General features: G+C 58.7%; 20 protein-coding genes. 10 read left to right on the forward strand and 10 right to left on the reverse strand.

The genetic code is table 11. The features are described 5' to 3' along the window. The first annotated feature begins 80 nt into the window (after nucleotides 1–80). The 7 genes from P9292_RS29690 to P9292_RS29720 all read left to right on the forward strand — a co-directional run bounded on the left by P9292_RS29690 (nucleotide 81) and on the right by P9292_RS29720 (nucleotide 11,573). The gene (locus tag P9292_RS29690) at nucleotides 81–977 is read left to right on the forward strand and encodes an NAD-dependent epimerase/dehydratase family protein (RefSeq protein ID WP_309962539.1); all 897 of its coding nucleotides are present in this window, start codon (nucleotides 81–83) and stop codon (nucleotides 975–977) included. A 38-nt stretch (nucleotides 978–1,015) separates the two neighbouring features. Then, nucleotides 1,016–1,834: an ABC transporter permease gene (locus tag P9292_RS29695; RefSeq protein ID WP_250509423.1), complete on the forward strand. Its 819-nt coding sequence runs from the start codon at nucleotides 1,016–1,018 to the stop codon at nucleotides 1,832–1,834. Further along, nucleotides 1,821–3,149: an ABC transporter ATP-binding protein gene (locus tag P9292_RS29700; protein ID WP_250509422.1), complete on the forward strand. Its 1,329-nt coding sequence runs from the start codon at nucleotides 1,821–1,823 to the stop codon at nucleotides 3,147–3,149. The genes P9292_RS29695 and P9292_RS29700 overlap by 14 nt, the downstream gene beginning before the upstream one ends. Nucleotides 3,150–3,226: 77 nt before the next feature. Continuing rightward, complete coding sequence (locus tag P9292_RS29705; RefSeq protein WP_309962544.1) at nucleotides 3,227–6,766, forward strand: glycosyltransferase; 3,540 nt, start codon at nucleotides 3,227–3,229, stop codon at nucleotides 6,764–6,766. Next, the gene (locus P9292_RS29710; RefSeq protein ID WP_309962546.1) at nucleotides 6,763–8,100 is read left to right on the forward strand and encodes a glycosyltransferase family 4 protein; all 1,338 of its coding nucleotides are present in this window, start codon (nucleotides 6,763–6,765) and stop codon (nucleotides 8,098–8,100) included. The genes P9292_RS29705 and P9292_RS29710 overlap by 4 nt, the downstream gene beginning before the upstream one ends. 173 nt (nucleotides 8,101–8,273) lie before the next feature. Beyond that, nucleotides 8,274–9,425 carry an acyltransferase gene (locus tag P9292_RS29715; RefSeq protein ID WP_309962548.1) on the forward strand — a complete coding sequence of 384 codons (1,152 nt, stop codon included), beginning with the start codon at nucleotides 8,274–8,276 and terminating at the stop codon, nucleotides 9,423–9,425. A gap of 630 nt (nucleotides 9,426–10,055) precedes the next feature. Next, nucleotides 10,056–11,573, forward strand: coding sequence for a hypothetical protein (locus tag P9292_RS29720; protein ID WP_309962550.1), 1,518 nt, complete (start codon nucleotides 10,056–10,058; stop codon nucleotides 11,571–11,573). A gap of 89 nt (nucleotides 11,574–11,662) precedes the next feature. Here the strand turns inward: P9292_RS29720 and P9292_RS29725 are convergent, their stop codons facing one another. The 8 genes from P9292_RS29725 to P9292_RS29760 all read right to left on the reverse strand — a co-directional run bounded on the left by P9292_RS29725 (nucleotide 11,663) and on the right by P9292_RS29760 (nucleotide 19,108). After that, on the reverse strand, nucleotides 11,663–13,537 hold the full coding sequence (locus P9292_RS29725) for a hypothetical protein (RefSeq protein ID WP_309962553.1): 1,875 nt from the start codon (nucleotides 13,535–13,537) through the stop codon (nucleotides 11,663–11,665). 130 nt (nucleotides 13,538–13,667) lie between these two features. Then, nucleotides 13,668–14,483 carry a glycosyltransferase family 2 protein gene (locus tag P9292_RS29730; RefSeq protein WP_309962555.1) on the reverse strand — a complete coding sequence of 272 codons (816 nt, stop codon included), beginning with the start codon at nucleotides 14,481–14,483 and terminating at the stop codon, nucleotides 13,668–13,670. 7 nt (nucleotides 14,484–14,490) lie between these two features. After that, entirely contained in the window at nucleotides 14,491–14,847 is a 357-nt protein-coding gene (locus P9292_RS29735; RefSeq protein WP_250509416.1) for an EamA family transporter, read from the reverse strand. Continuing rightward, nucleotides 14,847–15,680, reverse strand: coding sequence for a sugar phosphate isomerase/epimerase family protein (locus P9292_RS29740; RefSeq protein WP_309962559.1), 834 nt, complete (start codon nucleotides 15,678–15,680; stop codon nucleotides 14,847–14,849). The genes P9292_RS29735 and P9292_RS29740 overlap by 1 nt, the downstream gene beginning before the upstream one ends. Further along, nucleotides 15,640–16,470 carry a pyridine nucleotide transhydrogenase gene (locus P9292_RS29745; protein WP_309962562.1) on the reverse strand — a complete coding sequence of 277 codons (831 nt, stop codon included), beginning with the start codon at nucleotides 16,468–16,470 and terminating at the stop codon, nucleotides 15,640–15,642. Before P9292_RS29745 ends, P9292_RS29740 begins: the two co-directional genes overlap by 41 nt. An 8-nt stretch (nucleotides 16,471–16,478) precedes the next feature. Next, a complete protein-coding gene (locus P9292_RS29750) occupies nucleotides 16,479–17,633 on the reverse strand; it encodes an FAD-binding oxidoreductase (RefSeq protein WP_250509413.1) in 1,155 nt (384 codons plus the stop codon). Next, entirely contained in the window at nucleotides 17,633–18,658 is a 1,026-nt protein-coding gene (locus P9292_RS29755; RefSeq protein WP_309962564.1) for a glycosyltransferase, read from the reverse strand. The genes P9292_RS29750 and P9292_RS29755 overlap by 1 nt, the downstream gene beginning before the upstream one ends. 108 nt (nucleotides 18,659–18,766) lie before the next feature. After that, the gene (locus tag P9292_RS29760) at nucleotides 18,767–19,108 is read right to left on the reverse strand and encodes a hypothetical protein (protein ID WP_309962568.1); all 342 of its coding nucleotides are present in this window, start codon (nucleotides 19,106–19,108) and stop codon (nucleotides 18,767–18,769) included. A 143-nt stretch (nucleotides 19,109–19,251) separates the two neighbouring features. Between P9292_RS29760 and P9292_RS29765 the strand changes: the two genes are divergently transcribed. Beyond that, entirely contained in the window at nucleotides 19,252–19,473 is a 222-nt protein-coding gene (locus tag P9292_RS29765; RefSeq protein WP_250509410.1) for a hypothetical protein, read from the forward strand. Here the strand turns inward: P9292_RS29765 and P9292_RS29770 are convergent. Together P9292_RS29770 and P9292_RS29775 are read right to left on the reverse strand one after the other, a co-directional pair. Beyond that, complete coding sequence (locus tag P9292_RS29770; RefSeq protein ID WP_250509409.1) at nucleotides 19,455–19,859, reverse strand: hypothetical protein; 405 nt, start codon at nucleotides 19,857–19,859, stop codon at nucleotides 19,455–19,457. The two genes, P9292_RS29765 and P9292_RS29770, sit on opposite strands and share 19 nt — an antisense overlap. A 157-nt stretch (nucleotides 19,860–20,016) precedes the next feature. After that, nucleotides 20,017–20,382 (reverse strand): hypothetical protein, encoded by a 366-nt coding sequence (locus P9292_RS29775; RefSeq protein ID WP_309962570.1) that lies wholly within the window; start codon nucleotides 20,380–20,382, stop codon nucleotides 20,017–20,019. A 537-nt stretch (nucleotides 20,383–20,919) separates the two neighbouring features. Between P9292_RS29775 and P9292_RS29780 the strand changes: the two genes are divergently transcribed. Together P9292_RS29780 and P9292_RS29785 are read left to right on the forward strand one after the other, a co-directional pair. Next, complete coding sequence (locus P9292_RS29780) at nucleotides 20,920–21,669, forward strand: glycosyltransferase family 2 protein (RefSeq protein WP_309962574.1); 750 nt, start codon at nucleotides 20,920–20,922, stop codon at nucleotides 21,667–21,669. Next, complete coding sequence (locus P9292_RS29785; RefSeq protein WP_309962576.1) at nucleotides 21,666–22,625, forward strand: SDR family oxidoreductase; 960 nt, start codon at nucleotides 21,666–21,668, stop codon at nucleotides 22,623–22,625. The genes P9292_RS29780 and P9292_RS29785 overlap by 4 nt, the downstream gene beginning before the upstream one ends. Nucleotides 22,626–22,746 lie beyond the last annotated feature (121 nt).

Here is a 22,746-nt window from a genome sequence, read left to right on the forward strand (position 1 = left end):
GTAGCGAGCCGTGGCGTCGGCCAATAGGAGATACGAAGTTGGTACCACAAGAGGTTCAACGCGGAGGCTCAGCGCCTCGCGTGCTCGTTCTGGGCGGAAACGGCTTTCTCGGACGTCACCTCGTGCGGGCGTTGTGCATGCGCGGCGCCGACGTACGCGTTTTCGACCGCGGGCTTCAACAGCACGCAAGCGGCAATATCGTTTATTGCCAAGGCGATCTCGCATCTGGCCAGGGGCTCGACGAAGCGTTGGAGGGCGTCGATGTCGTCTACCATCTGATTAGCACGACGATTCCGAGCACATCGAACGCCAACCCGGCGTTCGATGTCGAGAGCAATTTGCTGGGCACGCTGGGCCTGCTCGACAAGATGAAAGCCGCAGGTGTCCGGAAGATCGTGTTCACGTCATCGGGCGGCACCGTCTACGGCAATCCGCGTCAGGTTCCGGTGCCGGAAGACGCGCCGCTTGAACCGATCTCTTCTTACGGTATCGTGAAGGTCGCGATCGAACAGTACCTTCGCCTCCATGCAACCCTTCACCAGTTCGATGCGGCCGTGTTGCGGCTCTCCAATCCTTATGGACTCGGCGAGACGCGCATTGGCGTGCATGGCGTCATTCCCACTTTCTTCACGAAGACGCTCGCGCGTGAACCCATCGAAGTCTGGGGAGACGGCACTGTAGTGCGCGATTATCTACACGTGGACGACGCAGTGAAGGCGCTAGTGCTTGCGTCGGAGTGGCCGGGGTTCCGTCTCTATAATGTCGGCAGCGGAGCAGGGCATTCGCTCCTCGACATCCTGAACACGATAAAAAACGTTTCCGGAATGGATCCGGACGTCGTGTTCCATCCGCCACGTTCATTCGATGTGAAGGCGACCTATCTCGACATCACCCGGATCACCAGTGAAACGAGCTGGCGGCCGACTATCGATCTCGAACAGGGCTGCCGCATGTTCTGGGAATCGTTCAAAGCTTAGTTGTCGTCGAAATCGCGCTTGAGCGCGTCAGAAATCCAATGCAAAGAAACTCCATTGCGCCGGCAAGTTTTTTCCGATCGATGATCGGCAACCGGCATCTCGTGCGACAGATGGTCGTGCGGGAGATCGCGTCGCGTTACCGCGGCTCGGCTCTCGGGATCGTCTGGTCGTTTTTCATTCCTGTGCTGATGCTCGCCATCTACACGTTCGTCTTCAGCTTCGTGTTCAAGGCCAGATGGCGCGTTGGCAACGATTCCAAGACCGAGTTCGCCCTCGTGCTCTTCGCCGGACTGATGCTGTTCAACATGTTCGCGGACTGCGTTAATCGCGCGCCTCTGCAGATCGTCTCGAACGTGAATCTCGTCAAGAAAGTGGTGTTCCCACTCGAGATCCTGTCCGTCGTCGCCGTGGCGGCATCGATCTTTCAAATGCTCGTCAGTCTCGTCGTCTGGCTAGTGTTTTACGTTGCCGTGTTCGGCGTTCCGCCGGTCACGGCGCTGTGGTTGCCGCTCATCGCGCTGCCGCTCGTGCTGATCACTTTGGGCGTCACGTGGTTTCTCGCGGCGCTCGGCGTCTATCTGCGGGATGTCGCGCAGATAACGGGCGTCATCACGACCACGCTCATGTTTCTCACACCGATATTCTTTCCCGCCTCGGCGGTGCCGGAGCAGTTTCAAATACTTTTTCTGATCAATCCGTTAGCTTCGATCATCGAACTTGCGCGCAACGCGCTCATCTGGGGCAAGTCGCCCGATCCGTTCATGTGTAGCTATCTCATCGCCAGCAGCGTGGCCGTGGCATGGCTCGGTTTCGCCTGTTTCCAGAAGACTCGGGGAGGCTTCAGTGACGTTCTCTGATTCTTCTATCGTCGTCGAGGACGTCAGCAAGTGCTTTCATATCTTCGACAGGCCGGGCGACCGGCTGAAGCAAATGATCTATCGCCGGCGCAGTTTCTCACGGGAATTTTGGGCGTTGCGCGACATTTCTTTCCGCGTCGCGCCGGGCGAGACGGTCGGTATTGTCGGACGCAACGGCTCCGGCAAGTCCACCTTGCTGCAGATGATCTGCGGCACGCTCGCGGTGACATCCGGCAACATCCAGGTCAAGGGACGCGTGGGCGCGCTGCTCGAACTCGGCTCGGGATTCAATCCGGAGTTCACCGGGCGCGAGAACGTCTTCCTGAGCGCGGCGATTCTCGGTTTGTCGCGCGAGGAGACGGAGCACCGGTTCGACGACATCGTCGCGTTCGCGGATCTCGCGAACTTCATCGATCAGCCTGTCAAGACATATTCCAGCGGCATGGCCGTAAGGCTGGCGTTCGCCGTCCAGTCACAGATCGACCCGGATATTTTGATCGTGGACGAAGCGCTCGCCGTCGGGGACGCGCGCTTCCAGGCCAAATGTTTTGACCGGCTCAAGCGGCTGAAAGAAAACGGGACGAGCATCCTGCTGGTCACACACTCGAGTGATCAGATCGTGAATCACTGCTCGCGTGCGATTCTTCTCGACTCGGGCAGACTCGTACTCGAAGACGAACCGCGTGCCGTCGTGAACCGGTACATGGATCTGTTGTTCGGCCGTGATCGCGAAGCGGCCGAGAAGAGCTCCCCCGAACTCATCGTTTCCGGCACTACCGATCACGGCACGGACCTCAATCCGCTCAGCCTCTCGAAAGACGTGTTTTCCGAGAAATCAGCGTACAACCATCACGAGTACCGCTGGGGCGACGGCGCCGCGTCCATCCTCGATTTCTCTCTGGAAGCAGACGGGCATCTCGATCCGCGTTTCGTGACCTCCGGCCAATTGATGCGGCTGGCCGTCTCGGTCCGTTTCAATCGCAATGTGGTGCGGCCCATCTTCGGTGTCACGATCAAGACGAAGGAAGGAGTGACGGTTGCCGGAACGAATAGCGAACTGTTGTCATCCGAAGTGCATACACATGGACTTGGCGTCGCGGGAACAGGGGTCGTCGTGAAGATGGACTTCAAGTGCCTGCTCGCGACGGGCGATTACTTTATCTCCATCGGTGTCGCTTCTCGCGCGGAGGAAGCAGTGGTGCCGCATGACCGCCGATATGACGCGGTCCATTTCTCGGTTGCGCCGGCCTTGCATTTCTATGGGCTGACCGATCTCGACATGACCATGGCCGTGACTCCCGTTTCTCCGTCCTGATGCGCCGCGATACATCGCCGCGTCAGCTAATGCCGCTTTGGCGGACCCGATACAGTTAGGCAGAGTTGTCCCATAACATGGACTTATCCCGTTTCTTTCAATTTGATGAATCGATCCGCGTCTGGGTCGAGAAGGCGCACCAACCGTTCGACTACTCTGACGGCGAAGAGCAGGAGAAGTACATTCTCGACGCGCTTCGCGGCAGCGCCGATGTCAGTACCAGTTCGGTCGAACTGTTCGGCCGCATGGTGGACTGGCCTTCAACGTATCATCTGACGCCGCGCAGGGGGAATCTGCTGCGTCCGTTCAAGTCGTGGTTTGCGGGTAAGCGCATTCTCGAAATTGGCTGCGGTTGCGGCGCGATGACACGCTTTCTCGGTGAGGCCGGCGCGACTGTCGTCTCGGTGGAAGGCAGCCTGATGCGCGCGACCATTGCGCGGGAGCGTTGCCGCGATCTGGACAACGTCGAGATCATTTGCGCGACAAGCGAGAAAATCGATCTGCTGGGCGAGTTCGACGGGGTCATGTTGATCGGCGTGCTCGAGTACGCGCGCAAATTTCTGGGCGAGGACGGAACGCGCCGGCTGCTGGCTGACTGCGCGGCGCGGCTGGGCGAGGGCGGCAATCTCTTCGTCGCGATCGAGAATCAGCTTGGCCTCAAATATTTCGCTGGCGCCGCGGAAGATCACACCGGCGTACCAATGCTTGGCATTGAGGAACGTTATTCGCCGGTAGGCGTGGCGACATTCGGGCAAGAAGAACTTGGCCGGCATATCGCCGCTGTCGGTCTCGACTCTCAGCAGTGGTGGTATCCGTTCCCGGACTACAAGCTGCCGCTTTCCCTGTTCAACGAAGACGCCGCTTCGGGCCGGCTGGGCGCGGACTTCGGACCGATGATCGCGAGCGCTTCGTCTGCCGATCCTCAGCGACCTTTCTATCAGGTATTTTCTCCTGAACGCGCGTGGATGCCGGTTTTCCGCAACGGCCTGGCATCGGCGCTCGCGAACTCGTTTCTGGTGATTGCCTCGCGAAAACAAGTCGCCGTTTCTGACCCAGCGGTGGTGGCTTGTCATTACTCCGTGGAGCGGCTCCCGGAATTCGCGAAGGCGCTTCAGATTCGCCAGGCCGATGAGGGCAGGCTAGTCGTTCGTCACTCGCGAGTGTTTCCCGACCGGCCCTTCCCACCATCCAATGTCCAGGCGCTTCCGGTCGACGATGCGCCGTTCTTCGCGGGCGAGCATTGGCAGCATCGGCTCTCGCAATTGTTATCTGTGCCGGGGTGGTCGGTGGAAACGTTCACTGAATGGTACGAACGGTGGCTGCAGGCGCTGAAGATTGAACTCGGACTGGGTGCGAAGGACCCGCTGCCCGCCCTCGACACGCCGATCGACGGCCGTCTCGTCGACGGACTGCCGCGCAATCTGATCGTCAGTGGTGAACAGGCGCGTTTCTTCGATCTCGAATGGAAGCTGGGCGAGTCGATTGAGCTCGGCTATCTGCTGTTTCGGGGCGCATATTGCTCGCTCTGGGAGCTGCGGTCCGTCGCCGCACCGGCGGAGGGAACGTCGCTGCATTTCCGGGCATTGTTCGAGGCGGCACTCGCGCGCACATCGGTTACGGTCGGCGACGACGCGCTGGAACGTTTCGCTCGCACGGAGCGCGATTTCCAGCAAAGCACTGCTGGCAGGTCGAGCGTTGACCGCGATAAAGTTTTTCATGCTGAACTGATCGTCGCGCCGACCACCGCGACCGAAATGACGCATCTGAACGAGCAAATTCTTCTCAAGGACGATGCGCTGAAAGTCCAGCGCACAGAAATTCATCGGCTGAATCGGCTTCGGGAAGAGAAAGCGCCGATTTTCGAGGAAATGAGTTCGCAGATCCGGCAACTGAACGAACGCATCATCGATGAGGTGGGCGAGAAGGACCGAATTATCGTTCAACTGAGTGAAGAGATTCGTCGCCTCAACGGAGTCTTGCAAGCGAAGGATAGTCAGATCGCCATGCAAACAAGCGAAGGCATCAACGGCGAGTTGGCGCAACTGCGCGCGCGTATCGAGCAGAAAGATGCGGAGGTTGCGCGGCACAGCGAACTTATGGCGAGCAGCGAAGAGGCGCTTGCCACGGCTTCCAGAGATCTCGAGGCGTCGAGAAATCTCCTGGAGATGCAGGGCAACCGCATACGCGAACTGGAGCAGGCAGCACGGTCGGATGCACTACTCGAGCAAGTTTCGGCCGAGAGCGAACACCTTCGGGCCCAACTCGATCGTTCATACGAGGCACGGGACGCGCTGGCGCGCACAAAGTGGTTCCGGCTGCGCGATGCGCTGACGCGCCGGCCGCTCTCGGCAAGGCAGTTCGCACGCGCGGCTTATCTGATCGGGGCCATGTCGACTCCCCGGCTCGCAAAGCGTCCGCTGTCACGTTTCGTGTCGCAAGCGCGGGCACTAATCTCGCCGCCTCCCGATCCCGTTGTGCCGCAATTGCCGGCTGTACCGGTTGCGCGCAGAGGTTCCAGCGCCAACAGCTACATCGTGCGACAGAACAAACCGGACCTGGCGCAGCGGCCTCGCGTGCTGCATGTCATCGCCAATTTCATGACGGGCGGTTCTTCGAAGCTCGTGGTCGATCTGATCGAGGGTATCGGGCATCGTTATCAGCAAACGATTCTCACGAGCTTCATTCCCACGCCCGAGGCTTACACGGGTGTCGATATCCACGAAATTCGCCAGCCAGGCGAAGCAGCCGAGTTTCTTGCATTCTTCAAGGCGCAGGCTCCCGACTTCATTCACGTTCACTATTGGGGCGACTGCGATGAGCCTTGGTACGCGAAAGCCTTCGCCGCCGCAGAGGCGCTTAACATTCCCGTCGTGCAGAACATTAATACGCCGGTAGCGCCGTTTCTTTCGCCTTCCATCGTGCGCAATGTCTATGTGAGTCAATATGTCGAGCACGAATTCGGCGTGCAGGACGCTCCGAGTTGCGTGATCTATCCCGGCTCCGACTTTTCGTTGTTTTCGCTGAGAGAGAACGAAAAGCCGAGCGGGACGCGCGTCGGGATGGTGTATCGCCTCGAACGCGACAAGCTGAACGAAAGCGCCATCGTTCCATTTATTCGCGTGGCGCAGATGAATTCGAAGGCCCGGATCCTGATCGTAGGCGGAGGAAGCCTTCTCGAGCCTTTCAAGGCTTCGGTTGCTCAAGCGGGTGTCAGCGAGCAGTTTGACTTCACTGGATATGTCGGCTACGACGAACTTCCGAACCTTTACCGTCAGATGGCGGTGTTCGTCGCGCCGGTCTGGAAGGAAAGCTTCGGACAGGTAAGTCCGTTTGCAATGAACATGCAAGTCCCGGTGGTCGGATACGACGTCGGCGCGATCGGAGAAATTGTAGATGACGAAAATTACCTTGCGCCGGCCGGTGATGCAGAGGAACTCGCAAAAATAGTTAACCAGTTGTTGCAGGATATTCCGGAACGTTCTAGATTGGCGCTCGCCCACAAGAACCGAGCGCAACAGCACTTTTCGCTTCAGGCAATGGTGTCGGCCTATTGCGCGCTTTACGACAACGTGCATGCAACGGTCGTCTCACGGAACTCAAGTTCAGCTTTTTCATGAAAATCGCGTTTTTTGTTCACTGCTTCTTTCCGGGACATTTCTACGGGACAGAAACATACACGTTGAATTTGGCGCTTCGGCTCAAAGAGCTGGGGCACGACCCCGTAGTGGTGACGGCGATTTTTCCAGGTGAAGAGCGGCAGGCCGCCGTTGTGACTAGATACGAGTATCGAGGCATTCCGGTGGTGTGCTTCGACAAGAATTACATGCCAAACAGGCGGGTGCGGGATACCTATCACCAGCCCGAAGTTCGTGAGGTGCTGGAAGGCATCCTCGACGAGATTCATCCTGATCTGGTGCATGTGACGCATCTCGTCAATCACACTGCAGTGCTGCTCGAAGTGTTGTGCGCGAAGGGCATTCCCACTGTCGGCACGCTTACGGATTTCTATGGCGTGTGCTTCAACAACAAGCTTGAGAATGCTGCGGGCGACCTATGTGCCGGCCCCAACGCGTCACGTTCCAATTGTCTGGCGTGTTACGGAAAGGCCGTCTCGGCACAGCCGGGTGCAAGCCCCCGATATAGGATTTTCGCGAAGGAGAAGTTCGCAGAACCTGCGGCTTCGCTGATCATGCGCGCACGTGGACTGGACCGCATCAGACAAAGTTCGATTGGCCCGGTGATCGAAGATCTTCGTCTGCGCCCGGATGCTCTCAGAAATCTTTACGCCCAATATGCGGCGCTCATCACGCCCACGGCTTTCCTGCAGCACGCTTATAAAGACAACGGATTCAAGAACCCGATGCATGCCATCTGGTTCGGAACGGATATCGATCGTAATCAGTTGTCCGATACACGACCTGCAAATGGCCCGGTCCGGTTCGGCTTTATCGGGCAAATCGCTCCGCATAAGGGAACGGACCTGCTGATCAATGCGTTCAACCGGTTGCCGAAAGGGCGCGCGACGCTGGATATCTACGGGCCTGCGCAACAGGATCCGCGTTACTTCGCGGAGCTTGAGAAGATTGCGGGCGAAGGCGTGCAATTCCGCGGAACGTTCCCTTCGACCGGCATGGCGCGTGTGCTATCGGGCATGGACGTGCTGGTGATTCCGTCGGTGTGGTACGAGAACAGTCCCTTGGTGCTGCTCGATGCGTTGGCGACGAATACGCCGGTGATCGTCTCTAACGTCGAGGGTCTGACCGAATTCATCAGCGAAGGTGAGACGGGGTTGTCGTTCGAGCGAGGTTCGGTGGACGCGCTGGCGGTCGCAATGCAGCGGCTGGTCGATGACCGTGATCTGCTCAGTGCGATGATCGCAAAGACCGCGTATCCGCGTACTGTGAGCGACATGGTGGACGATACGCTTCGCGTCTATGGAACCGTCGTTTGACAAGCGTAGCAGGCCGTCTTGGAAGCTGTTGGTTCAAGCATTCGGCAAAGGCCCGCAAATTGACTGACGCATTTCTTCGTGCTGCGGTACACCCTTGCGCTTGCATGACATCGACGATTTTTATTCAATGAGAATCGTCGGTAACATCTTCATTTTCTAGGAGTTCGAAGAACATGGTCAGAAGTGGTGCGCCGGCCGACGCACGAGGTAGACATCTCGACGCGTTAACGTCCTTGCGTTTTTTCGCGGCCGGAATGATCGTTCTCGGACATGCCCATGGTCTGTGGGGATCGTTCGGCATTGCAACTAATTTCTCGTTGGCACAGGGCGTCTCGTTTTTCTTCGTCTTGTCCGGCTTCATCCTCGCCTACAACTATCCCCATGTCGAAAACGAACTGCGGCGGTTCTATCGTGCCCGGTTCGCCCGTCTGTGGCCTCTCCACATTGTTGCCATCCTGTTGCTTCCATTGATCGCGCATACGTGGAATACGGCAGATCTTTCTTCGCCAAGAGCATTTTGCGTCTTCGTCGCAAACCTCTTTCTCGTTCAATCCTGGATACCTTTCCGCAACGTCTATTTGACGCTAAATGGCGTTGCATGGAGCATCTCCACCGAAGCCTTCTTCTACCTTGCGTTTCCCCTGGCGGTTCTCGGGCTACGACGATCTTACGTATTAGTACTCGGGGTGGCGGCTGTAGTGACACTCTTCTTCATCTGGATGGTTGTCCATTTTCAGATCCCAATTAGTGAGACCGACACCGGCATTAACTCGATGGGCCTCTTATATGTCAACCCGCTCGCGCGTCTCTTCGAATTCGTTCTCGGTATGACAGCCTGCGCTGCATACAAGAGAATCAGCGAAAAGCAGCGCGCCATCAGCACCGAGGGCGCGACAATTGACGAGTTCGTGATGCTCGCGGTCATTGCTATTTCAATGCATATCACGCCACGCTTGCCCTGGGTTCAGGTGCTCCCGGGGAATTGGGCGGCAGCGTTCCAGTATTATTCCGTCAAAAGCGGGTCAGCAATCGTTTTTGCCGCTGCAATCGTGGTGTTCGCGCTCGGTCGCGGCGCCGTTTCCAGGGCACTTACCTCGCGTGCGTTGGTGTTTCTGGGCGAGGCGAGCTTCTCTCTCTATCTAACTCATACGACAGTACTTCTATGGTTCCAGGCGCGTCCTGCCATCGCTAACGCGCCTATAGGGCCATACTTGTATTGGGCCGCATGCCTTATCCTCGCTTCGCTGCTTTTCGTTCTCGTGGAAACGCCGATGCGTCGATTGATCCTCGGCAAGCGTCCGAGCATTCGACCGGTCGAGGCTTAGGTCAGTGAACCGGTCGTCGATTATCGTCTTGGTCGCCGCCTCGTTGTGCTGCGGGCTTAGTGCGGCGCAATCTTTGCCCTCAGCGGCTTTTACCGCAATAACTCCGGCTGTCACAGTCGGTGAAACAGTTGCGGGCGTATTTGCTTGTCCCGATGCGAACGCCCCGGCTTGCCAGCCACAGGCAGCTTTCAACGTGGGCAGGCTCACGTTGCCTGCGAGCGTACCGTTTCGCATGGCGGACCCTTACAGATGGGGCGGCCACTGTTCGTTAGATATCTTGAACGGTAGGCCCGTCTCCCCTAATACGCTAGTCGTTAGTCGACGCGAGCGCCTTGCGGTATCCGGCTGGGCCTTCAACGATGTGCAGATGCCGGACGAGACAATGTTCGTTCTTGCATCGTCTAAAACGCAGTACCGAGCGCCTGTTATCAGGCAAACACCGCGGCCAGACGTTGCGAAGTACTTTGGAATTCCGACGTTGGTCGGCTCTGGATATGACGGCGATCTCGCGTTGTCGGCCGTCCCCGACGGGATCTACGATATTTACATCCTGATGAGAAACAGGTCGGCGCTGACGTTGTGCCACCTTGCTCCAAAGCTGCAGATTACAAGCCCGTAGAGAGGAACATCTTGCATCGATTCAAACTGTCGACCGTCATCGCTACGGCACTCGTGTTTATTGTCTTTGCTTTGGTGTTCCACAAAGACCCACTTTCGATAGTCAATCAGGCGCTCTTCGACCGCTACTCTGAAGGCTACGTCGTATGCACGATCGTCCGCGACGCCACGGATCCGGACCCTAAGCGGCCGCGGCTCGGGCTCGGTGTCTATCCGGACAAGCCGAGTTGCTATAAACAGTTCGACGATAGCTCGTTCAAGATATTGACTCGTCACGAGCCCTTCAATTACTCCGATCCGAACTGGGATGCGGGCATCGCGCGCGCCTTCAGCGGATTCATGGTTAAGCGCAATGTGGTCAACTTCACCCATTACGCTCCCGGCTCCAAGATTCGTTTGCCTAATGGCACGCTTGTCAACATTCTGGATTTAAGCGTCAATCCGCTTTACATAAACGTGCGGCTCGACGGGCCGATTCTCACGGATGCGATGTTTTCGCCAGCCGCCTACACTCCGCTACAAAAAATTGATGCGCCGTTTCACGGATATGGAAGCCAGATCGGAATTGCGGGATTTTTATTCTCGAACCTTTATGAGCATTTCAGAAGTCGTGATTTAAATGCCTATCGCGCACTCAATACCACGGCGTTGGCTGCGCTGGCGGCTATCATCGTCGTGTGTGCATTCGTCGAGTTCGGCTTTCTTCCAGCGCTCTTTGCTGGTGCGGGATTGATACTTTCACCGTGGTTCATGGGTTTTGCGGGCAATATGTACTGGATGGAGTGGACATGGTTTTTGCCTTTGGCCTTCACTTGTCTGGTCATGGGAGCGTCCAAACCGTTTGACCGACGGTCTGGCTTTACGGCATGTCTGGGCTACGCCATCTGCATCGCAATCAAGGCCGCCTGTGGGTACGAATACTTGTCGACAGTGATGCTCTCGTCGATGGTCCCCGTCGTTTATGTCGGATTCAGGGATTCGGCATCCATCCGGCAGATTTTCATCTCCATATGCAAGCTTGGAGGCGCGGGCATGATCGCGTTTTTCGGGGTCCTGCTCGTGCACGCGAAAATTCTAGGCGGTACGGTGGCGGGCGGACTGACGGGTATTCATGAAGACATGGCGCGCCGCACGTATTCGGCAGGAACCGATCCGGCGTTAGGCACGAATGCGCCCCTCCTGGATGTTCTGTCGAAATATTTCGGCGAACTCCTGCAGCCGATACTTGTGGGCATTGACGTGTCTTTCTATGTCGTGCTCGTCGCGCTGTGCGCCGCAGCTGCTTGCCTTGTACTTTCGAAGAATCTCCGTCATAGGGCACTGGGCATCTGTTTCTTCTTTAGTACCGCTGCGCCGATGTCATGGTTCGTTCTGGCGAAGGGGCACTCCTTTGTTCACTACTTTCTGAACCCCGTACTCTGGGATTTGCCAACAGTTCCGCTCGGGCTCATCTGCGTTGGGACTTGCCTGTCCATACTGTTGCCGCGGATCAGGTCTAGGCCAGCGGACGGCGCGAAAGTTGCCAGCTAAGCGACGGCCGGTCTTTCGAAAGGGCAAATAGGGCGGCGAAGAAGTCATCGCCCCATTTGCATTCGACTGTTCCTTGCAAGCAGCCGGCTTTAATTTGCGTTGGGCCTCGAAGGCGTTGCCTGCACTGCCGTGATTGGCACAAGAACCCAATCCGCATTCCACGAAGGCTGAAGATAGTTCGATGCGCGAGTTTCCAGCATGACTGCTTCGACCGTCTGGCCTTCAAGACTGAAACTGGTGGGCAAGGGCGTGATCCAGATCCCACTCGGCGCGTTCAGTACATTTGTACGGAATTCAAGCACTTTCCCCGATGTCAGTTTGTATTTGATCTTCAGGGGTGCGCCTCGGAACAGGAGATTTCGCAGTCTTCCGAGGAAGGTGAACTTAAGCGCCGGCTTCAACCTGATGACGCCGCCCGTTGCCCGGGGCACGGCATACCAGACACCGAGTTGCATCGTGTTGGAGGCAATGAGGCGCTCGGAATAACGCGTCGTGGAAGTATTCGCCTCGAACAATGCCGCGGGCTTGCCGTCGTGTACGTTAAACCGATCGACGATACGATAGTTGAGTAACAGGGTTGCCGACGTGAGGGGATCTTCATTCAACGCAAGTTTCGCGTCGAAGGCCTCGAACGGGTTGCATTCGGGGCCCGGACACATGATCCCTGCAGTCCAAAGAACGTACTTTGGGCGTTGGGGAGACTCAAAGAACTGCTGATTCATGGCGTCGAGGCGCGGCGTTAGCGTCATGTAACTCTGAAACAATGGCCGGTGACTGTAGTTCAGCCTGTTCGCGTATATGTATTCGTTGTTGTAGGGATAAACATCAATGGGCGAGCGACCTATCTTCTGCAGAAACGGGTCCGGAAGCTTGTATTGCGCATAGGCTTGCGCCATGCGCATGTCATACGGCACGGAAAAGTCAATTCCGGCTTTCAATGCATTCCGGGTCGGTGCGCCCGGGAAGCTCGGATAGACTCCAATGTAATACAGCGCACTCGCAGCCACCACGAACAGCAGTCTGCCTTGCCGGCTGGAATCGAAAAGCATGACGCAGATTACGACGGCGCCAGGGGCCACGAAGTAGGAGAGGTAATGATCTGTCCTGCTGAACCCGATTTTAAACAGTACCACGAACAACGCATTGACGGTGAGGAGCAGCCGAGGACGCCGCCAAAGAGCGTAAACGTTCAGACACAGGAATACGAGTGCTGCGGCAACATACGTGCGCCAAACGTTATCAACATCGATGGTCATGTCCACCGAGTTGCCGAAGTTCAACTGATTGTTGATCAACAGATAATCAACCAGACTCGCGCTTTGGTGGAAAATCGACGTTCCAACCGCGACGTAAGCGATTACGCCGCCAGCGAATAGAAACAATAAATCCCGGATTTGGCGATCTAACCAAGCACGCGTCGCGAAGTACGTCCCGAAGGTCACAACCGCGAACGTGCCATAGAAAAAGCGAACGTAGAAAAAAAATCCCGCGACAACTCCCAAGCTAAAGAGCCACCTTCCTTTTAGCTTCAGAGGCGCATTCTGTGAGTACTCAAGGAACGCGACCACAGTTAGCGGCCAAAGAAAGAATGCCGACGAGAAAACCAGACCGTTGAAGAATAAAATGTACGCGATCCCAAACAATATGTAATTGCGTGCCTTAAAGCAAAGTGCGAACAACACTGCCCAAAAGAAGGCTTGAACCAAGCAGCTGAATGCGATGCTCGCCCAGTACGAATAGACGTCGTGCATCGACGTCGCACCGCCCACTAGCCAGTAAAGGGGGCCGTAACTAAACAGGAAATCCTGCGTTCCGTAGAAGACCGAGTTTGTCAGATTTACCCACTGCTCCACGTTGCCCGTTGAACCTGAAGTGGTTGCAAATCGCAGTTCAGAAAAGACAGCCATGAAGACAAGGCCGAAAGCAAGCCATTCGGTGCCGTATCTTCTTGTCGACGAGATCATTCGCGAGGAGTTCCTGTTTCAATCATCACGTTGGTGAGCCACCCGTCACTTCGCTGCAACGCTCCGTGGCGCACTGTACACACGGCAAGGAAGCGAAATGGGCCGCAGTGCACCGTTTTGCCCGCGGCGATCACGCGTTATACGCGCCGAAACAAGCCTTGAACAAGACCTTCAACACCGAGAAATTGCCTCTCACCGCGCTAATCTTCGTCGGCACTTCGCCCTTCGGGTAGCGTCGGGTCGTCGCCAGTTCGATGCATCGGTAACCGAGTTTCGGCGCGCGATATGACAGATACACGAGCAACTCGTAGGTCGTGAAGACGTCGCGGAAAATCGCCATCTTCGGGTCCAGCAACATGCGCCGGCTGTAGCCGCGAAAGCCTTGTGTCGTGTCCGTCCATTTAAAGCCCGAAAAAACACTCAGCATCGGCGCGTGAATGAAGCGAATGGCGAAGTCGCGCGACTTCGGCGTGTTCTCGGCGATGCCGCCCGCCAGAAAACGCGACGCCTGCACGAAGTCGTAGCCTTTCCCCAGCGCGTCGATGAAGCGCGGAATCGCTTCAGGATCGTCCTTATCGTTTCCGTCGATCGTGACGATATCCTCGTAACCCTGATCGAGCACGAAGGCATACGCGCAGCGCAACTGCGCGCTCAGTTTGCCGGGCGCGGTCTTCAACAGCAGCCCCCGCACGTCCTGGCTGCGCAGGAAATCTTCGGCCAGCGAGCCGTCCGTGCTGCCGCCGTCGACGATGATAATATCGGCGCGGTCGGCAATCTTCAGCGCATGCATGCGCACCAGCAGGTTGCGAATGCGTTCGCCCTCATTGATCACCGGAATGACGACGCACGCCTTGTAGCGGCGTCCGAGCCACATGAGTGTATTGGAGGCCGGAACCTGCCAGACGGAGCGGTCGTCGCGCAAGGGCGAATGGGAAGTTGTGTTCATGATGTACTCAAGATACGCGCAAGGTCAGCAGGACAACGCCAGTTACGATGAAGCAAATGCCTGCGCCGGTCGTCCAGTGAAACGGCTCGCGGAAAACCAGCACCGAACTCAGTGCGACGGTGGCAATCGCGCCCGAGGTCAGAACCGGGTGAGCGACGTTCAGCGGCAGCCGCGCAAGCGCCGCCGCGTACAGCAGAAACGCCGCGCCATAGAGCCCGAGGCCAAGCCAGAACGGCCAATTGGTCAACGCGGCCATCGGGTCGGCCGGCGACGGAAATTTCCGCGGCGGAAGCATAGCGAACTTGACGAGCACGCTGGCCGCCGCGTTGGAACCGATGCCCAACGCAAGAATGATCCACTTCATCAGCGCGCTCCGGCTCGTATGCCGCGGTAATGCGAAATCGTCGTTCTGAGCGCGCGCTCGATCGAAATGTCGTGCGGCTCGTTTTTCGTCGCGACCATTTCGATGGTGACAATGTGATCTGGCAAATGGTCACGAACGGCGCGCGCGAAGGCGTCGTGGTCGCCTTCGCCGTCGCCGACGGGAACCAGATCCGGCTCGCTCACGTGTACATGGCCGATCGCCGGGGCGCACTCGCGCACAATCGTCTCCGGGTCTTCCCCGTTGATCGTGATCGCGCCGGTGTCGAGCTGCATCCCGATGGCCGGATGCGCGACCTGTTTCACAACGCCCAGCGTCTCCAGGCTCGTCGTCATGAAGTTTGCGCCGTAACGCGGCGGATTCGGCTCAAGACAGACGATGACGCCCTGATCGGCAGCAATGTCGCCAAGACGACGAAAAAAGGGCACGGCGATGTCGAGCACTTCCGCATCGTCGATACCCGCGCGGTCACGATTCTTCGGCGAGCCGAACACGAGGCGCGTGGCCCCGACGCCGCTGCCAATCCGGCACACTGCGGCGAGATGCGCGAGCATCGCTTCCTGGCTGGCGGTATTGCCGAAAAGATTGAGTCCCGAGGTGCCAAACAAGAGCGACTGCATGCCGACAAGTTCGACACCGCGCCTCGCCCACCAGTCCTTGACGCGCGCCATGTCGTCGGCGGTGGCCTTCGCCGGCTCGGGAAAGTATTTGCCCGGCGCAATGTCGATGGCGTCCACGCCGTGACGCGCGTAGAGCGCGGCCAGCGTTTCGTCTTCAGCGACGTCCCAGGCGATATTCGATACAGAAATTCGCATTGCCGGTCATGCTCCCGCTTTGATTGTCAGCGGCTCGGACTGCGCGTAGGCGCGCACCGCCTGAACCGTTTCGCGCCGGCTGATATTGCCACGGGCCCGCCGTGCCGAAGACCGCGCCGTGCTTCGTGCGCAGGTCGTAAGTGGCCGGAGCGTTGCCAATCGCCTGTTCGAACGGCTTGCCGAAGCCTTCCTTCGACACGTCGGCGACACGGATCGGTTCGGCCGTCAGATGCACGAGCTTCAGTCCCGCGTCGCGCGCAATGGCGATGTCGTAGGCCAGGTTGACCATCGGATAGAACTGGAACACGCCGCGGCTGTCGATCATGCCGACGTTGTTGTCGTTCAGGAAGTCGAAGATCACGTTCTTGCGCAAACCCGGCCCGACGAGACCCGGCAGCCGCACGATCAGATGCTCCGGAAAATGCGCCTCGACGAACTTCTCAAGATGACGGCGGTTCTTGCCGTAAGCGTGCAGATCGGTTTCGTCGACGAAGGTGTCTTCATCGACGCCCACCGGCGTCTTGAACACGTCCACCGTGCTGATGAGCGTGAAACGCCTGCACTCGATGGTCTTCAGATGTGCAATCAGCGCCTCGATGTTGCCAAGGTCGGCTTCCGGTTCGCGATTGGCGATCCATTTCTGCGCCGGCGCGGCGGTGCATATGACGCTGTCGAAGCGCTGGCCGTCGATCGTGCCGATGTTAGTGGAGCGGTAGAGCGAATCGAAAGTGCCCTGTTTGAGCAACGTCTGTCCGACGAAGCCGGAGAATCCAATAAGCGCGTTGGTCATGGTGCCTTTCACGAGCAAGTGGTTTGAACTGGTGCCGCGGCGAACGACTCGGCGTCCAGCTTTTCGAGCACATCGTAAATGTTGTCGATCTTCCCGCCGAGAATCGAATAGCAGCCGGGAAGATCGGCGTGTTTTTCGAAGAGAATGGGGCGACCGTCGTCCACCTCGTTCTTGCCGAGCACGGTCTTGACTTCGAACAGCGATTCTACGTACTTCGCGTCGCGGACCGCCGGCATGTAGCGCGCGACGTCACGAATCATGCGGTCCACGCGGGACTCGCGCGGATAGTCCGCGAGACGCGCGTATGGATCGACGCCAGGGGCGTCGTCCCAGTGCAGATGCGGCGTGTAACGCACGTGCGACAGCGTGTGCAGTCCACGCGATGGGAACGGCATCATCGAGAAAAACGGACCGTCCATGACCGTCACGCCGATATCCACGAGCTTCGGCGGCGCCTGCACGAGCGCCATCTCGGTGATTTCCTGCTTGAGCCGCGTGCGTGTGCCCGGAAATTCGCCGGTCAACTGATTCAGTCCGCTGTACGTGCAGTTGAAGACGTAGTGCCCGGTGAGCGTCGCGGCGTCGCCGTTCGCGTCGCGCACGACGACATTCAGGCCGCTGTCGCCGGTGCGCGTGACGGATTCGGCGCGCATGTTCAGCCGGACGTCGACCGCCGCTTCGAACAATTCGCGTCGCGCCCAGCAGGCGAGTTCGCGTGAGTCGAACGCGTATTCTTGGACGACGAACACGTTTTCAATCAGCCGCGGCTCGAACAGCGCCTTCAGCGACGCATCCGCCGGTTCCAGTCGCGCGCCGGTTTCGCGGCAAAAGCGCTGGAACTGCTTTGCAGTGACTTTCGAATTGCGGCGCGCAATGGCGTACAGCTTCACGAAATCCGCCTTGACGGCCTGCGGCCAGTCGCGCACGAACTTCGGCAGATTGATGCGGCTACGGTACGCGGTGGTGAAGCTGCGCGGATAGTGATAGCCGTTATGGACGCGGGCCTGATTGTTGTAGGACGCGCGTTGCAGCAGGTCGTCGCCCCGTTCGACGAGACAGATGCGCCGGAGCCCGCGTTGCCGAGCCAGATAGACGGCGATGGCCGAACCGTAGAAACCGCCGCCGATGATGACCGCATCCAGCGGCTGCGAAGCGTTCGCCATCAGGAGATTCGGGCCGCGCTGGACTTCGGCCGATGTTCGGGCGCAAGCGACACGTCCTCGATATTCAGCTTTTCGCGCCGCGTCATCCGCGCGCTTGTGAATTCCTGGCCGACATGATAAAGCGGACCGTCGGTCGAGAGGCTTGCCATGTGTAGGATGTATTCGGCAAGCACAAGCAGTACGAGCGACAGCAGGAAGAACATGCCCGACTGTTGCAGCGACAGGCTGACCCAGCCCTCCGCGACATGCGGCTTGAACAGCGCGATAAACACCACATAGACCGAATACAGCAGGTTCGCGCCCGCGCCGAACAGCGACAGCGTGGTGACCATACGCATGGGCGCGCGCGTCGTGGAGACGAGCAGCCGCACGCCCCGGTCGATGCTTTCGCCGAGCCGCTTGGTGCCGTGCGTCTTTGGTGGCGCGCTGTATTGCAGCGTCTGGCGCGAGAAACCGCCGGTGATCGGCAGATGCCGGTACGTGATGGCCGGCTGCGGATGCTGCAGGATGAAGTTGACGATTCGCTTGCTGATAACGCGGAACTGCGGTGCATCGCTTGCGAGACTCGCCCCGCTGAAGTAGCGGTAGAGCAAATTAAATGCGCCGTGCGCGAACCGATACGGCGCACTTTGCGCGGGTTTGCGCTGATTATTCGCGAGCACAATGTCGGTGCCGTCGGTAGCCTTTCCCAGCATGACTGCGAGCATGGAGATGTCGTCGAGCATCGGATCGAGCACGGCGACGAAGTCGCCCAGACCATTCTCGAGGCCGGCCCAGAACGCGGTGTCCGCATCGACTTCCTTGGTTAGCGCATACACTTGAAGATTCGGCTGTCCCGATTCGGCGGTGAGCTTACGCAGCACGGCGACGCTGTCGTCTTCGGAAGCGTTATCGACAATGATCAGTTCGTAGTCGCTGACGAGGCCGCTGACCGTTTTCGCGACTTCGTCGACGATAGCCCCGAGTTCCGGGCCGCGATTGCGGACGAGCAAGACCACCGACAGCAAAATGGGAAAGGGCACCATTATCGGGCAATGTTCGCAAAAAAACGTATTGTAAGCGACGCGTCTCCTCCGGGCCACCGCGTCGTCAAAGCGTGGCGGAGGTCGCACGAGCGCGGACGGCCCGGCGCGTCACAGACGCATAACGACCTTGGGTGCACCGTCGCGGACGATCGTAATTTGCCCGAAGCGGGGGCTGTCGTGGAACAAGGCCTCCTGATTCACGAAGACGGTCGCGCAAGCGTTCGCCGCACGCGCCGCGCCGACGTACGCCGCCTTCTCCGCACTCTCGAACACCGAGCGGCCGAACGCAATCTCGGTGTAGTCGCGCACGGGGCCTTCGCTGCCGAGAAGCGCGCATCGCAGGTCGACCCGCGCCGTTGCCTGCGCGACGAGCGCCCGATTTTGCGCGTTGATCCGCTCCAGTCGCCGTATTGCGCGTTGGCCCCGCGATACGCCTGCACGTTCTGCCATGCGGCCGCCACGGCGAGGAGTAACCAGACCGCCGCGAGCGTACGGCGGCCGGCGGCTCGAAGCGAGTCCAGACGAAGGTGAGACAGAGGCTGAGCGGCACGGTGAACTTCAGGCGGTCGAACGAATACTTGACCGCGTGCGGCATGAACAGCAAGTTTTCTGCGAACGGCACGGCGGACAGCGCCAGCACGATTAGCGTCAGACGCACGCCGGAGGCGGCTGCCGGCACGCGCTGCGAACCGGTCGGACCGAGCGACCGAAGCGCGGCGAGCGCGATGAAACCGCCCGCCAGCGCCATCGGCAAGAGCGCGCCGAACGATGTCGCGTACCCTCTAAACAGATCTGTCTACGACACCGAGTCCTGAAAACTGCGCACCTTGATGCGCGCGACCATCACCTTTGCAGTATCGAGCATATCAAGCGACAACGCGAAGTGCGCGACGATCAAGGCGCCCGCGAGCGCCGTGGCGAGCGCGATGCTGAGTGCATGCCGTCCGAACTCCGGACGCACGCGGCGCGCGCACACCAGACACACGACGAACAACGCATTGACGACAAAGCCCGTCCACTCGACGAACGCGGTGAGGAACGACATCGCGCACGGCGTGGCGAGCAGTTTGCGTCGCGGTTCGCCGTCGGCCCGGAGCAAGTCGAACATGACGAGCAACTGCGCGATCAGAAGCAGTTCATCGAGCGGCTGATTCCAGTACACAAGGCCGAACGAGAGCAAGCCCTGGCGCGAAAACAGCAAACGGAGACGGCGGCCGTCCCGGCGATGGTGAGTCCCTTCGCATCGACGCCGCTTGCAAGAGCGACGCGGCACGTTAGCCGAAACAGCAGTAAGGCGGCGATCAGGCCGAGCATGCAGTTGAACACGATCATCGACGCGAGCGTCGTCGGCTGCCCCGTCAGCAGAAGCTGCGTCTTGGACGGCAGTGCCGGAACGAAGAAGCCAGCGGCGGAAACGACGTATAGATGTAGTAGTCGCCATCCTTATTAGGCACGGTCGCTCCCCAGCGGATGCGCTTGTCGCGCGGATTCGCGAGCGTCACGAGCGGCAGCAGCCTGCTTTCGGCGAGGGGCACATGCGTCAACGCCGTCACAGTCAACAGCGAGTGATAAGCGGCGTCGAGATTTTCCGTGCCGATTTCCTGACGGAAGTCATGCCAGCGAAGGCCGAGGGACAGAATGAAGAGCATGATAACCGCAGCAAGGGCTGCCTCGGCACGCGACAGGTATGGCTGGCAGGCGTTCAGTCTCGAATGTTCGTCCATCTTGGATTGCGTTCGAATCGTTGGCGGGATCGGTGTGTCGCCTGACAATTCGTCGCATCCCCGCTCAATGCCTGCTGTTATAGCTCCATATCGGCAGGCGAAGGCGAGGATTGTTATTGTGCTCTGCTCATCATCCTTTCGGCGCTTTTCACGATGCCGAACAGTCCATCCGCAGTCTATGATTGTAGTAATCCTAACGACGTGATGGTGGCGCGTGGCGGTTGTTTACCACAGCCACACAACTATCTTATTAAACGACTGAGCAGAGGCGCAAAATGGAAGATCACGCCGATTCTCACGGTGTCTTTTGCAGCGTCGAAGTATTCCGGCAGCATGAATCCTTTGATTATTTGCTACGAGTGGTTCATTTCAGCGAAAATATCGCCTCACGTTATCCAAACTACAACCGCGGCAACTTTAGATATCCCGTCTCCAAGGAAGCAGTTGAACCCCAATCCCGCCAACGCAAGCTCGCCCCAACCAATAAGCGTATCTCTCGTCGTCTACCGGCCGCATCGTGCAATGCTAGAGCGTACCTTGCAAACACTCGACACTGCGCTAGATTGCTTCCTGAAGCAGAGTCAGGCCAAGTCCGCGCCGCTGTACCTCATAAACAACGGAACGGATGAGCGCATCGATTGGGCGCAGCTTACCAACGGAGCCCAGTTGCAAACGAACGTCGTCGAAGGACACGGCAACGTCGGCTACGGCCGCGGCCACAACCTTGTGATCGAGCTAACTGCGAGCCGTTACCATCTAATTTTGAACCCAGACATCGAACTGGAAAGTAGCGCGCTCATCCACGCCATCGACTTCATGGACGCGCATCCGGAAGTCGGCCTGCTTTCCCCGTTCATCATCGACGACACCGGCCACCAACAATTCCTTTGCCGCCGCTTCCCAACCGTCCTCGATCTTTTCGTGCGCGGCTTTCTCCCAGCACGCCTTCGCGCGCCCTTTGAAAACCGCCTGGCCCGTTACGAAATGCGCGACGTCATCAACGACGAAAACATCCTCTGGGACCCGCCCATCGTCAGCGGCTGCTTCATGCTATTCCGCACCGAGGTTCTCAAAAAACTCGGCGGCTTCGACCCGCGCTATTTCCTCTACTTCGAAGACTACGACCTGAGCCTGCGTACCCACGAAATCGCCCGCGTGGCCTACGTGCCCTCGGTACGCGTGCTGCATCATGGCGGCGACGCGGCGCGCAAGGGCTTCAAACACATCAAGCTCTTCGTCACATCGGCGTGCAGGTTCTTCAACCGCTTCGGCTGGAAATGGCTATGAGCGCGCGCATCGGCGTGACCGGAGCAAACGGGTTCGTCGGGCGGGCCGTGTCGCGCTTGCTGCTCGATGCGGGCAAAGAGCCTGTAGGAATCGTGCGCGAGGGTGCAGCGGTCGAGCCGGGCGTCACGCCCGTGCACATCGGCTCGCTCGATGCAATCACGCCCGTAGCCTTCGAAAAGTGCGCGTCGGTGATTCATCTGGCCGCGCGCGTCCACGTCATGAGCGACGCGGCCACCGACCCGCTCGCCGCCTTTCGCGCAATCAACGTCGATGGCACCCTCAGCGTCGCCGACGCGGCACATCGTGCAGGCGCGCGGCGCTTCGTCTTCGTGAGCAGCATCAAGGCGCTCGCCGAACTGGACGATGGCCGTCCGCTCAAGGAAACCGATACGCCGCATCCACCCGATCCATACGGCGTCTCCAAGCTCGAAGCGGAGATCAGGCTGAAGGAGTTCGGCGCGCGCACCGGCCTGGAAATCGTGATCGCGCGCCCGCCGCTGGTCTATGGACCCGATGTGCGCGCCAATTTCCTGAGCCTGATGGACGCCATCGCCAAGGGCATGCCGTTGCCTATCGGCGCGGTGGAAGCACGCAGAAGCCTTTGCTACGTGATGAATCTCGCCGATGCGCTCGTCACCTGCGCCACGCATCCGCGCGCCGCGAATCAGCTATTCCATGTCACGGATGGCGAAGATCCCGGTGTCGCAGACCTCGCCCGGCGTCTAGGGCATCATCTGCATAAGCCCGCGCGGCTGGTGTCCGTGCCGGTCGGCGCCTTGAAACTGGCAGGCAGACTCACCGGCAAATCTCCTCAAATCGCTCGCCTGACCGGCAGCCTCCAGATCGACTCGACTCACATCCGCGATGTGCTAGGCTGGCGCCCGCCGTACACGCTCGACGAAGGCCTCGCCGCAACGGCGGACTGGTATCGCGCGTATCGTCTGCGGAAAACATAATTCCGAGCTAATTATGTCGAGTTAACGTCCGGTAACAACGGATAAGCCCCGGTAACACGCGCGCCGCGTCGCAGAGGGCATGATTTGTCACAGTCGAAAGAACCTCACCTTGCAACTTCCG

Source organism: Caballeronia sp. LZ001 (assembly GCF_031450875.1).
GTDB lineage: Bacteria > Pseudomonadota > Gammaproteobacteria > Burkholderiales > Burkholderiaceae > Caballeronia.

What these genes read in the sequence shown, in the direction of transcription:
- P9292_RS29745 (WP_309962562.1), bottom strand. Translation starts at nt 16,470, where the DNA reads ATGACCAACGCGCTTATTGGATTCTCCGGCTTCGTCGGACAGACGTTG.
- P9292_RS29730 (WP_309962555.1), bottom strand. Translation starts at nt 14,483, where the DNA reads ATGAACACAACTTCCCATTCGCCCTTGCGCGACGACCGCTCCGTCTGG.
- P9292_RS29725 (WP_309962553.1), bottom strand. Translation starts at nt 13,537, where the DNA reads ATGATCTCGTCGACAAGAAGATACGGCACCGAATGGCTTGCTTTCGGC.
- P9292_RS29705 (WP_309962544.1), top strand. Translation starts at nt 3,227, where the DNA reads ATGGACTTATCCCGTTTCTTTCAATTTGATGAATCGATCCGCGTCTGG.
- P9292_RS29710 (WP_309962546.1), top strand. Translation starts at nt 6,763, where the DNA reads ATGAAAATCGCGTTTTTTGTTCACTGCTTCTTTCCGGGACATTTCTAC.
- P9292_RS29765 (WP_250509410.1), top strand. Translation starts at nt 19,252, where the DNA reads ATGAACAGCAAGTTTTCTGCGAACGGCACGGCGGACAGCGCCAGCACG.
- P9292_RS29740 (WP_309962559.1), bottom strand. Translation starts at nt 15,680, where the DNA reads ATGCGAATTTCTGTATCGAATATCGCCTGGGACGTCGCTGAAGACGAA.
- P9292_RS29760 (WP_309962568.1), bottom strand. Translation starts at nt 19,108, where the DNA reads ATGGCAGAACGTGCAGGCGTATCGCGGGGCCAACGCGCAATACGGCGA.
- P9292_RS29775 (WP_309962570.1), bottom strand. Translation starts at nt 20,382, where the DNA reads ATGGACGAACATTCGAGACTGAACGCCTGCCAGCCATACCTGTCGCGT.
- P9292_RS29695 (WP_250509423.1), top strand. Translation starts at nt 1,016, where the DNA reads ATGCAAAGAAACTCCATTGCGCCGGCAAGTTTTTTCCGATCGATGATC.
- P9292_RS29750 (WP_250509413.1), bottom strand. Translation starts at nt 17,633, where the DNA reads ATGGCGAACGCTTCGCAGCCGCTGGATGCGGTCATCATCGGCGGCGGT.
- P9292_RS29755 (WP_309962564.1), bottom strand. Translation starts at nt 18,658, where the DNA reads ATGGTGCCCTTTCCCATTTTGCTGTCGGTGGTCTTGCTCGTCCGCAAT.
- P9292_RS29785 (WP_309962576.1), top strand. Translation starts at nt 21,666, where the DNA reads ATGAGCGCGCGCATCGGCGTGACCGGAGCAAACGGGTTCGTCGGGCGG.
- P9292_RS29715 (WP_309962548.1), top strand. Translation starts at nt 8,274, where the DNA reads ATGGTCAGAAGTGGTGCGCCGGCCGACGCACGAGGTAGACATCTCGAC.
- P9292_RS29735 (WP_250509416.1), bottom strand. Translation starts at nt 14,847, where the DNA reads ATGAAGTGGATCATTCTTGCGTTGGGCATCGGTTCCAACGCGGCGGCC.